Source organism: Ignatzschineria larvae DSM 13226, from assembly GCF_038500265.1.
In the GTDB taxonomy this organism is placed as follows: domain Bacteria; phylum Pseudomonadota; class Gammaproteobacteria; order Cardiobacteriales; family Wohlfahrtiimonadaceae; genus Ignatzschineria; species Ignatzschineria larvae.
The window spans coordinates 1,677,099-1,690,825 of record NZ_CP150637.1 but is presented as its reverse complement, the minus strand read 5'-3'; the positions used below and the strand labels follow the sequence as shown (position 1 = coordinate 1,690,825).

At 42.3% G+C, this 13,727-nt stretch carries 2 protein-coding genes (1 of these 2 only partly in view); both read left to right on the top strand.

All coding sequences use genetic code 11. The annotated features are described in order from the left end of the window. Positions 1-10,052, top strand: partial view of an Ig-like domain-containing protein gene (locus tag WMO13_RS07040; RefSeq protein WP_342386825.1) — the 3' end only. Its footprint begins 18,283 nt before the window's first position; 10,052 of the gene's 28,335 nt are visible here — the last part of the coding sequence; its start codon lies beyond the left edge, outside the window; it ends in the stop codon at positions 10,050-10,052. Next, positions 10,053-13,727, top strand: a complete 3,675-nt coding sequence (locus WMO13_RS07035; protein ID WP_026878446.1) for a hypothetical protein — start codon at positions 10,053-10,055, stop codon at positions 13,725-13,727.

The window sequence follows — 13,727 nt, the reverse complement described above, 5'->3', positions numbered from 1 at the left end:
TGATTCGTGCGGTAGGTGGTATCTATACAGGTACAATCACCTCAACGAAAGCCGGTACGGATACTTTAAGCTTCACTGTGGATAGTTTACAAAGTGGTCAAACACAAACGATTACCTATAACAAAGTGAAAAACCTTGATTTAGGTAACTCTGATGTGACCTTGAACCCTGAGAAACCAACGGCAGGAGATCAAGTTGTTGTTACAGTAAATCCGAAAGATGAGGATGGTAACCCAATTGAGCTAGAAGATGGCGAAACCATTTGGGTGACAGATCCAGTCACAGGTAATCCTGTTGAAGCAACCGGTCCAAATGCAGATGGTAGCTATACTGCAGTGGTGAATGTTCCAGAAACAGCAGGGACAGATAATCCAGCTCTTGAGATCACATCGAAAGATCCGGAAGGAAACCCAAGTGGTTCTACGAACAAGCCATATGAAGTTGTCCCAGGTCCATTAGATCTTGCAAAATCAACGATTGATGCAACAAGTCCTGTGAAAGCAGATGGTACAGAAACATCCGTTGTCACAATTCAGTTGAAAGATCAATTTGGAAATGCCTTAACAAGCCCAATTGCGAATGCGATTAACCTCACAGGTTTAGGCAATGCAACGGTTGTGAAGTCTCCTGTCTATGCTGGAAATGGTCGTTACACAGCTGAAATTAGTTCACAAGTTGCAAAAGTAGAGACTATTAGTTTTGCAGTGAGTAACGTCGGTCAAGCAGAAGCTACAGCAACGGTTGAGTTCACCTTAGGTGCAGTGAGTGTTACTGAAAGTACGATCGAAGTATTAACAAACCCAGTGGTTGCAGATGGTGTTGCGACAACAGAGGTGAAAGTGACACTTCGTGATAATGAGGGCAATATCATTAGTACGAACACAGAAGAAGTTGTGATCGTCATTAATGGTACAGCGCTTGGTGCAATTGGTGATACAACGCCTAATGGAGATGGTACTTATAGTGCAACGGTTACTTCACCGGCGAATATTACTGTGGAAAATCGTGCTGATGAGGTGAGCTTCACATTTGCGGGTGAGTTAAGTGCAAATATTGCAACCGTGAACTATATTGCAGGCCCAATCGTACTTGAAAACAGTGAGTACGTGGTGAGCGTTGACAATAGTAGCTGGAGCAATGAAGCGACTATTAAGGCTAACGGCAGTGATGTTATCTACGTCAAAGTGGTTCTTAAGGATCAAAATGGCAACGTTGTCATGGCGAATAATGGTCAAGTGATGTTACCGGGCTTAAGTTTTGGTAAAGCAAGTTCACAATTACTCGCGTTCAATGCAACCACAGGTGAGTACAGTACAACTGTGAGCTCAACGAAAGTTGGATCTGATGCGAATGTCGGCATCCTCTACAATGGTTCATTAATTCCGAATAAAGCGGTGACAATGAACTATACGGCAGGTGAAATCAGCCAAGATAACTCAACAATTGAGGTTGATAAGCCACGTATTACCGCAGATGGTGAAGATACAGCGACTATTACGGTGACATTACGTGATGCGCAAAATAACCTTGTGGTAAGTAGTAGTGATGTTGTGACCTTGTTACAAACAGGTGCAGAGCTAGGAGCGGTGAATCCTGAAAGTTTAGAAATTACAGGCACGACTGATGGGAAATATGTCTTTACTGTGACTTCTGGCAAACCAGGAACAGATCACTTCAACTTTGCATTCAATGGCACAAACAGCACGCAAAGTGGTGTGGACGTAACTTACTCAAATGACGGTGGTAACTTTGACCCTAATAGATCATCGATTGTTGTAAGCCCAACGCAAATCAATGCAGATGGAACATCAACAGCAGATGTAACAGTCGTGTTACGCTATGCAAATGGTGCGCCATTAGTGGGTTACAACGGATTAGAGCTTGTCTCTAAATCAGGTGGCTACTTAGTGGGTGATGAGAATGTTGTAGGTCCTAAATCGATTGATAATGAAGATGGTACCTATGTATTCACAGTCACTTCGAAAGAGGGCGTAGTTGGTACCGATATCTTTGGTTACAAAACAGAAGCACGTGAAAGCACCAATACAGCGAGCTTAACATATGTGGCAGGATCGGCATCAGCAGAGCATAGTGAATTAACTATTAATGGTGATGTTAAACCAGTCACAATTAAAGCCGACGGTGAAGAGCGTGCAACAGTTGTTGTGACATTGAAAGATGAAGCAGGCAATCCGATCACTACAGGTGTAGATGCAAATGGTAATGATTATGTTGTGACCTTAACGGGTGTGACAACAGGTAATTCAACGCCTGCAGCACGCATGACTAATAACGGTGACGGTACATTCACAGCCTATATTAACTCAACAAAAGCATCTGAAACTGCGGATACGATTGGTTTTGAGATTAATAGTGCAGTGGGTGGTAATACAGTTGACTTAAGCTATGTAGCAGGCGATGTCGAGCTTACTAATACCTTGATTGTTGCAAATCCTGCGGCGATTAGTGTTAGTGATGGTGGTGTTCAGTCAACGATCACAGCGACGTTACGAGATAAGTTTAATAATGTCATAGTGGCCACTGAAGATTTAGGAGCTACGATTGTAGTTTCTCAAGATGGTGCCGGTGATGCAAGAAGCTTAAGTGCTAGCGCGATTGATGAAAGTGGCAATATTGTTGCAACGGTTTCATCGACCAAAGCGGCAACTGATAGCTTTACTGTTGAAATTGCAGGTAAAAAAGCGACTGTGGAAGCACAAGTACGTTATACCCCAGGCGCAGCAAGTGCAGCACATTCAACGATTGAAGCGCAGCCGATTGAAATCTTAGCGGATGGTACAAGTAAATCGCGTGTTACTGTTCAGTTAAAAGATCAATTTGGTAATAACTTAACAACGCAAGGCGGTAGCGCAACCACTGTTCAATTAACGAATGTGTTAGTGGCAGATGGAGTGTTAGCGACAAGTGGTAAAGTGACAGCAAGCTATATTGCGAACGGTCAGTTTGTAGTTGATATTACGTCAACAAAAGCAGGCTCAGACACAATTGGTTTTGAAGTAAATGGTGAAGTAGGTGGTTTAGAATCAGATAAACCTACGGCGACTATTACTTATACAACCGGTAATGTTGACCTTAACCAATCAAGCTTCGTAGCGGCACCAGCGACAATCGTTGTGAGTGAAGGTGATAATCAATCGACATTAACAATTACATTGAAAGATGTGAATGGTAATGTGATTCCTGCAAGCGATGCTTACGCAGTAACAGTAGGTACCGTGGATGCAGCGATTGCAGATAAGATCAGTGCGGTATCGATTGATGAATCAACAGGCACTTATAAAGTAACAGTAAGCTCAACGAAAGTAGGCACAGATACGTTCTACTACGCCGTTGATGGTTCAGCGAGTCCAAACCTTGTAACAGTCACTTATACTGCCGGTGCGATTGATTTAACACAATCAACCATTACAGCGGTTCCAAGTGAAATTGCGATCAATAAAGCCGAAGCGATTGCTGAGCAAGAAGCATCAATCGTGACTGTTGAGTTGAAAGATCAATTTGGTAATACGGTGACAGGACGTGCTGAAGTTGCGTTAGAAGGATTAACGCACGGTACAATCCGTAGCCAACGTTTCAATACAGTAACAGGCCTCTATACTTTTGATGTAATCAGCAAAGATTACACAGAAGGAACCGATACAGTGACATTTACTGTAAATGGTGAAGCTGCGACTGGTAAAGAAGCGACAATTACCTATAAAGATTTTGCAAAAGGAGTGGTGAATCTTGCTAAATCGACAATTGTAGCTGATCCAGAAGTTATTACAGCAGATGGTACAACCACTTCAACCTTGACGGTAACGTTGAGAGACTATGAAGGTACAGCTGTTGAGAATGCGGAAGGTACTGTTGTAATCACAGTTGAAGGTCAAGCAATCGGTACATTAGTAGCGGGTGATACAGGCTATACAGCAACAGTGAGCTCAACGAAAGTGGGTACAGATAGATTTGGCTTCACTTATGAGGGTGCGAAAGCAGCGGATACAGCAGTTGTAGAATATACAATGGGTGAGTTTGATCCTTCGCAATCAACATTAGTCGTTGCGCCAAGTTCAATTACAGCGAATGGTCGTGAAGTAGCCACAGCGATTGTGACGTTGAAAGATGCAAACGGTAATGTGTTAACAAGTGACATGTCACCAGTTGAGATGACGTTTGTAGGCGATCAAATCGGTACAGTGAATAGTGGCAATAGCACAACATTCACATACTTAGGAGAAGGTCGTTATACTGCATCGTTAACTTCAACGGTAACAGGTACTGATACAATTGGTTACACAGTAGGTGCTGATGCAGTCGCCGGCGAGGCAACAAGCGATGTGCGTTATGTTGCAGGTCCAGTAAGCTATGAGAAATCAGAGATTACTGTAAACCCAGCGGCAATTGCAGCAGATGGTACAACTGAAGCCACTGTCACTGTTCAATTGAAAGATGCCTTTGGTAATAACATTACAGCAGATCGTGGAACTGTGACCTTAACGGGTATTACATTAGGTGCTGCGAGTGGTGTAACGTTTGATAACGGTGTTTATACAGCGACAGTAACCTCAACGAAAGTAGGTCAAGATAGTATTGGCTTTGCATTGAATGGTGTAACAGCTAATGATACGGCGGTGCTTGAATATACAGCGGGTGATGTTGACTTAACGAAATCAACGTTAGAAGCAACACCACAAACAGATATTCCAGCTAATGGTTCAGCAAGCTCATTCGTGACCGTGACATTGAGAGATGCGCAAGGTAACGTTGTAGCAGGTAACCAAGGTGTTGTAGTCTTGACCGGTATTAGTGATAAAGATGGTAAAGCGATTACATTAACTTATAACGATACAAATTCACGTTATGAAGGTACGGTATCGTCAATCATCGCAGACACTTATACTGTGGGCTTTACGTTAGATGGAGAAGCAGGTACTGATACGAAAGACATTACGTTTATCGCATCAGGTGCAAGTCTCTTGACATCATCAATTACTGCGGATCCAAAAGAGATTAATGTTAGCCGTGGAGATATTACCTCGACTATTACGGTTCACTTAGTGGATGCGTCGGGTAATGTCATCGAGGAGAGTATTGGTGATGTCGTTGTGATTCGTGCGCAAGGAGCACATGTTGGAACATTAAGTACAACCACCGATAATGGTAATGGTACTTATAGTGCAACCGTTTCTTCAACGAAATCAGGTACAGATACCTTTACCTTCACAATCTTAGGTGAAAGCAGCGCGAAGAGCACGACAGTCACTTATCATGCGCTTGATGTTGCAGATCCAAAACAATCGACTATTGGTACGATCAATGTATCGCCTGCCATCATTAAAGCAGATGGTACAGCGAAAGCGGATGTTGTGATTACCTTAAGAGATGAGTTTGGTAATAATCTTGAGAAATCACCAAGCAACGTAGGTGATATCGTATTAGCAGGTCTTGAGCATGGTACAGTTGCAGATGGTGGTCTAGTCGATAATGGTAACGGTACGTTAAGTACGTCGATCACTTCAACTGTTGAAGGGGATGATACAGTTTCATTCACGATTGCAGGTGAACCATCAGCGTCGAATGCATCAGTCTCTTATCGCAACGCAGGCCTTGATCTTGCAGGTTCAAGCTTTGAAATCAAACCAAATGCAATTGATGCAGATGGTGAAGCAGCAGCAACGGTAACGGTGACGCTTGTTGATATGGAAGGTAATCCATATACAGCCGATACAGTGGTGACTTTAACAGGCCTTAACTTAGGTACACTTCATATTAATGGTGGTGTTTCTAATACAGGTATCTTAGAAGGTAGTAATCCATTGATTCGTGCGGCAGGTGGTATCTATACAGGTACAATCACCTCAACGAAAGCCGGTACGGATACTTTAAGCTTCACTGTGGATAGTTTACAAAGTGGTCAAACACAAACGATTACCTATAACAAAGTGAAAAACCTTGATTTAGGTAACTCTGATGTGACCTTGAACCCTGAGAAACCAACGGCAGGAGATCAAGTTGTTGTTACAGTAAATCCGAGAGATGAGGATGGTAACCCAATTGAGCTAGAAGATGGCGAAACCATTTGGGTGACAGATCCAGTCACAGGTAATCCTGTTGAAGCAACCGGTCCAAATGCAGATGGTAGCTATACTGCAGTGGTGAATGTTCCAGAAACAGCAGGGACAGATAATCCAGCTCTTGAGATCACATCGAAAGATCCGGAAGGAAACCCAAGTGGTTCTACGAACAAGCCATATGAAGTTGTCCCAGGTCCATTAGATCTTGCAAAATCAACGATTGATGCAACAAGTCCTGTGAAAGCAGATGGTACAGAAACATCCGTTGTCACAATTCAGTTGAAAGATCAATTTGGAAATGCCTTAACAAGCCCAATTGCGAATGCGATTAACCTCACAGGTTTAGGCAATGCAACGGTTGTGAAGTCTCCTGTCTATGCTGGAAATGGTCGTTACACAGCTGAAATTAGTTCACAAGTTGCAAAAGTAGAAACTATTAGTTTTGCAGTGAGTAACGTCGGTCAAGCAGCGGCTACAGCAACGGTTGAGTTCACATTAGGTGATGTTAGTATTACCGAAAGTACGATCGAAGTATTAACAAACCCAGTGGTTGCAGATGGTGTTGCGACAACAGAGGTGAAAGTGACACTTCGTGATAATGAGGGCAATATCATTAGTACGAACACAGAAGAAGTTGTGATCGTCATTAATGGTACAGCGCTTGGTGCAATTGGTGATACAACGCCTAATGGAGATGGTACTTATAGTGCAACGGTTACTTCACCAGCGAATATTACTGTGGAAAATCGTGCTGATGAGGTGAGCTTCACATTTGCGGGTGAGTTAAGTGCAAATATTGCAACCGTGAACTATATTGCAGGCCCAATCGTACTTGAAAACAGTGAGTACGTAGTGAGCGTTGACAATAGTAGCTGGAGCAATGAAGCGACTATTAAGGCTAACGGCAGTGATGTTATCTACGTCAAAGTGGTTCTTAAGGATCAAAATGGCAACGTTGTCATGGCGAATAATGGTCAAGTGATGTTACCGGGCTTAAGTTTTGGTAAAGCAAGTTCACAATTACTCGCGTTCAATGCAACTACAGGTGAGTACAGTACAACTGTGAGCTCAACGAAAGTTGGATCTGATGCGAATGTCGGCATCCTCTACAATGGTTCATTAATCCCGAATAAAGCGGTGACAATGAACTATACGGCAGGTGAAATCAGCCAAGATAACTCAACAATTGAGGTTGATAAGCCACGTATTACCGCAGATGGTGAAGATACAGCGACTATTACGGTGACATTACGTGATGCGCAAAATAACCCTGTGGTAAATAGTAGTGATGTTGTGACCTTGTTACAAACAGGTTCAAAACTAGGAGCGGTGAATCCTGAAAGTTTAGAAATTACAGGCACGACTGATGGAAAATATGTCTTTACTGTGACTTCTACTACAACGGGAACAGATTACTTCAACTTTGCATTCAATGGTACAAACAGCACGCAAAGTAATGTAAGTATCACTTATATTCCTGGTGCATTAGACCTTGGTAACTCAGATGTCACAATTGAGCCAAATCCACCAGTAGCAGGCGGTGATGTAGTAATCAGTGTTGTACCAAAAGATGAGAATGGAAACGTTGCAAATCCAGGTCCAGGAACTGAAATCACGGTCACAATGCCAGATGGTAAGGAGACGACAATTGTTGACAATGGTGATGGTACGTACACGTTGCCAAATGGAGAAACTAAGCCTAAGAACCCAGATGGCGGCTATGACATTCCCACGAAAGCGCCAACAGAATCAGGTAAAGGTGAGATTACTATTAATGGTAAAAAACCAGATGGTTCTGATGCAGGTGAGAAAGTTGTAGAAGTTGAAACGGTTCCGGGCGGTGTAGATCTTGGTAACTCAGATGTCACAATTAAGCCAAATCCACCAGTAGCAGGCGGTGATGTAGTAGTCAGTGTTGTACCAAAAGATGAGAACGGAAACGTTACAAATCCAGGCGCAGGAACTGAAATTACAGTCACAATGCCAGATGGTAAGGAGACGACAGTTACTGATAATGGTGATGGTACTTATACAGTAAAAGATCCAGAAGGTAATGTGACAGGGCCATTCAATAAGAACCCAGATGGCGGCTATGACGTTCCCACTAAAGCACCAACAGAATCAGGTAAAGGTGAGATTACTATTAATGGTAAAAACCCAGATGGTTCTGATGCAGGTGAGAAAGTTGTAGAAGTTGAAACGGTTCCAGGCGGTGTAGATCTAGGTAACTCAGATGTCACAATTAAGCCAAATCCACCAGTAGCAGGCGGTGATGTAGTAATCAGTGTTGTACCAAAAGATGAGAACGGAAACGTTGCAAATCCAGGTGCAGGAACTGAAATTACAGTCACAATGCCAGATGGTAAGGAGACGACAGTTACTGATAATGGTGATGGTACTTATACAGTAAAAGATCCAGACGGTAATGTGACAGGGCCATTCAATAAGAACCCAGATGGCGGTTATGACGTCCCAACTAAAGCTCCAACAGAATCAGGAAAAGGCCAAATTACTGTAACAGGTAAAAACCCAGATGGTTCTGATGCAGGTGAGAAAGTTGTAGAAGTTGAAACTGTCCCTGGAGGCTTAGATCTTGGTAACTCTGATGTCACGATTAACCCTGAAAATCCTGTAGAGGGTGAAGAGGTAATAGTGAGCGTAGTACCAAAAGATGAGAATGGTAACTTAGTGAACCCTGAAGCAGGTACAACTATTACGGTAGTGATGCCGGGAGGTGAGGAAACAGTTGTCACAGATAATGGAGATGGTACCTTCACTGTGAAATCACCTGATGGCACTGTAACAGGACCGTTGAATAAGAATCCTGATGGTGGATATGACATTCCAACAAAAGCGCCATATCAAGCAGGTAAAGGTGAAGTTGTTGTGAAAGGTAAAAATCCAGACGGAACAGCGGCGGGTGAGAAAGTTGTCACTATTGAGATTCAACCGGGCAATGTGTGGTTAAAAGTAAGCTTAACTTCTTCCGTGAGTACGGTGAAAGTAGGTGATGTTGTGATGATCCAAGCGAGAATCGCAAATGTTGAAGATACAAATGTAACAAACTTCAATCTTTTGAATACATTGCCAGTAGGATTTAGTTATGTGGCTGATTCAGCGAAAGTCTCTAATGGTAGTCCAATGGGTGTGTCGGGTAATTCTCCGATTGATCTTACGAACCTATCGATTAGTACGGCTAATACCGATAGTGATCCATTAGTGATTAACTTTGTGATTCGTGCAGGGGCTGGAATTAAATCAGGCACAAATACGATCTATAGTGAAGCCTTTATGACGGAAAATACGAAGTTGAGTCGAGCAGCCTTGACAACTGCAGCTACAGTCACAGCAATCTCTAACAAAGCATCGTTAGTGTTGACTGTTGAAGATAGCGACCCACTCTTTGATGATAGCTTAATCATCGGTACTGTTTACCATGACCGTAATGGTAATGGAATGCAAGATCCTGGTGAGCCAGGTATCCCTGGAGCGCGGATTGCAAGTGCTGAAGGATTGATTATTACAACTGACCAATTCGGACGTTATCACTTGACAGACATCAAAGGTGGAAAATGGGAGCGCGGACGTAACTTCATCCTGAAAGTAGATGTTTCATCTCTACCTGAGGGCGTAACGTTTGTAACACCGAATCCGCTTGTAAGACGAATAACTCCAGGATTGCCAACACGATTTGACTTCGCGTTGCAGTTACCAGAGGAGTCAATCTTAGAGGTCAGTGAAGCGATGTTTGTGAAAGGAAAAGCTCAGATTAAAGCTGAATATGAGCGGTATATCCCGCAAATGGTTCAGTTGATTGAAGAGAATGAGATTCGCGAAGTCACGATTACTGCCGAGGCACTTGGAGCGTTGTCAGAAAAACGTGAAGAGTATTTACAGAAACTATTAAATGACAGGCTAACCAATGAGAATCAGATTATTGTTGGAAGTGAGTCTCAAGAAGTGGAGGGCAAATAAATGAAAACGCGTATGAAACTTCTTGACTTAAGACTCCTTATGATCCTAGCGGGCTTTGCAACTCCAGTAGTTGCAACGTCCCAAATCAGAGCAGAGGGAACTGCGTATCCTGACAGTGTATTAGGATGTGAGGGATCAGTTGTTTGTGCAGCTGATGGTGGTGAAATGCTCTTTAATGTGAAACGTCAACCGACAAAGGCAATAGGAGATAAAATTATCTCCTTGCCAAATAACGGGATGATTTGGCTGACGGAGAATCCGAATATGGGGAGCGCTGAGCTCTCTGTATCGGCACCGAGTTATGTACCATTTTATAATGGTCAAATTACAAAGCCGGTGGAATTCCATGTTCGCTCTAACTATTCTGCTTTTGTCTCTAAATACGAGATCTTGTTATTTAGAGGTAATGATGTAGATTTAGTAGCACCAATAGCGGTTATACCGGTAGATGTGAAAGCGATTACCTCTGTCAATTGGAATGGGGAATTACCATCAAATTATCAGTTTAGGTTGAATGACAATATCCGTTATATTGTACGTGCTTATGATAATGAAGGGCATTTTGATGAAACTTATTCAAAAGAGATTCGTCTTGTAACGCCGGAAGAGGATGAGCGTGGCAATGTAGAGATTCGTGATTCTATCTCTCGCCTTGAGGGGCAGTTTTTATCTCAAGATGAGGCTCTGACGGAGTCATTGATTGATGATGTTGTGGGCTCCAATGATCTTTACCGACAAAACATCCCTTTTGTTGGGGCACGGGTGAGAATCCAAGGAAGTAATGTGCCTGAAGGGAGTGTTTATATTAATGGAGAATCGTATCCTGTAGACCGTGATCGAAAATTTGAAGCAGATTTCCTTGTGCCTCTAGGTCAGCAACAGTTTGATGTTGAGGTTGCAAATACGAATGGCCGTAAAATCAATCGCACTTTAGAGACTGATATCACAGGAGATTCCTTCTTCATGGTGGGGATTGCGGATGTGACGCTTTATCAACGCAATGTGAGTGGTCCAGGTCAGGATGCCATAAAAGTTGATGCTGATGGTAATCCACAGAGCTCTGATATTTTGGCAGATGGCCGTTTAGCTTTCTATCTGAAGAGTCGATTGAAGGGTCGTTATACCATTACGGCTCATGCAGATACGAAGGAAAAGGAGATTAAGCACCTTTTTAGTGGCTTTGGTCGAGCTTATCCGGAAGATGTCTTTAGGGCATTAGATCCTGATCTTTATTATCCTACTTATGGTGATGACTCAAGTGTTTATCGTGATGTGGATACTATGGGGCGCTTCTATGCACGGGTAGATTGGGATAAAAACCAAGCACTTTGGGGAAATTACAACACGGGAATTACGGGCACAGAGTTTGGGACTTACTCTCGTTCACTTTACGGTGGGGCGGTTGATCTTCGGACAAATGCCAATACAATTTATGGTGATACAAAGGGAACGTTGCGTGTTTTTGGTTCTCAAGCACAATCGATGCCTGGACATAGTGAATTTTTAGGTACAGGGGGAAGCCTCTACTATTTACGCCATACTCGCGTATTACCGGGATCAGATAAAGTACAAGTCAAAGTGATTGACCCTACAACGGGATTAACGCAAGCTCTAATCTCGCTTGAACGAGGTGTTGATTATGAGTTTGATGCAACGCAAGGGCGTCTAATTTTATCACGTCCGTTATTACAAATTGTGGGGCAATATAATCCAAGTATTATTTCGGAAGGTCCTCTTCGAGGTTATGAACAATATCTTTTAGTTGATTATGAGTACGTTCCTACGGGGTTTGATCCGAAGGATATAACGAGAGGTGGTCGAGGCCAATATTGGTTAAATGACCATTTAGCCGTTGGTGTGACTTATGTGGATGAGCGTCAAGGAGGGCAGAGTTCTTACGAATTACAGGGCTTTGATACAATTTTAAAAGCAGGTAACGGAACCTATTTGCGAGCCGAATACACCCATACTAGAAATCAAGGTGTCCCAAGCTATCTTTCGAATGATGGTGGTTTATCCTTCAATCAGGTAGGAGAGCTATCTGCAGATGGGCCTAATAAAGGAGAAGCTTATGCTGTGGAGGGTCGTGTTAATCTTCGTGAACAAGGTGTTACGGAGCGAGATGTACAGACTGGAGCATGGTATAAGAAGACGAAAAAAGGCTTCTCAAATGGTTATAGTAGTAATTTAGGTGGCGTAGAGGAGTATGGTGCCGAAGTTTCAGCAGAAATTACAGATAATCTGATCGCTTATATACGTCATAGTGTTGCTAAAAGAGAGAGCACAGGATCAGCTAGTGATAATGAATATACCCAATCTCAAATCTCACTAGAGCAACGTTTTGAAAATAACTCGACGTTAACTGGAGAAGTGAAGCAAGTAACGACAAAAGTGGGAGAAGAGAAAGCCACAGGTCGTTTAGCTGCGGTACGTTACAGTTGGTTTGCAACACCTAACTTAGAGTTGTATACAACAGGGCAGTTGACAATAGATGATGACAATAAGAAATATGAGAAGAATAACTCTGTAACAGCAGGCTTCCGTTATTTTTATGGTGATAATTCATCGGTGAATTTAGAAGGTACAACAGGTACTCGTGGGCATAGTATCTTAGCTGGTGTTGAGCATAAATTGAGTAGCGATCATACAGTTTATGCCAATTACACCTTTGCGAATTCAAAATCTGACTATGATTCAGTATTTGATAATAATCAAAATGGTTTGACCGTAGGTCAGCGCTGGCGTTTAACAGATCGTTTAAATATTTTCAATGAAGTGCAGAGCCTTAAATCAGGTAATGAACGAGGGATTGCAAATACAATAGGGGCTGATTATACCTTAGGTGATGGTTGGAGTACGAATGTGACTTTCCAGCAATCGAGATTAAAGCGGCAGATGATTGAAGACGCCGATGACATCACAAAACGAAATGCCGTTAGTGCGAGTATCTCTAAGACAAATGAAATTATAGAGCTGAGTTCAAAATTAGAATATCGTCGAGATAAAGGTTCTGAGACAACAAGAAAACAGTGGTTAACGACGAATCGAATCTCTTATAAATTTGATGATAGTCTGAGATTTCAAGGGAAATTCAATTACTCTAAATCATATGATACTTTAGATAGTAGCAAAGATACACGTTTTATCGATAGTGCGATAGGATTTGCATATCGTCCATGGGATAATAATAAGTGGGCAGTTTTTGGTCGTTATAATTATTTTGTGAATGATGCGAATGTTGCACAAGTTGGCTCAGGCAGTGGTTATGATACGAATTATTATGGGATGGATTATGACCAAAAATCTCATATCTTCTCGTTAGAAGGGGTATATAAACATAATGCAGAGTGGGAGTTTGGTGCAAAAGTTGCTTATCGTAAAGGTGAAACCCGCTATCATTATCTGAATAATACATGGTTTGATAGTTCAGCACTTTTTGCCGCAGCACAAGTACGTTATGATTTAGTGAAGAAGTGGCACGTATTAGCAGAATATCGTATGTTAAAAGTGAAGGATGGGGGAACGAAGAGCGGTTTCTTGATCGGAATAGATAAGGATATTACTGAAAATTTCCGTATCGGTTTTGGTTATAACTTTACTGACTTCAGTGATGACTTAACACGACAAGATTATCGCTTTAAAGGATTCTATCTTAACTTTGTAGGTTACTACTAA

What these genes read in the sequence shown, in the direction of transcription:
- WMO13_RS07035 (WP_026878446.1), top strand. Translation starts at nt 10,053, where the DNA reads ATGAAAACGCGTATGAAACTTCTTGACTTAAGACTCCTTATGATCCTA.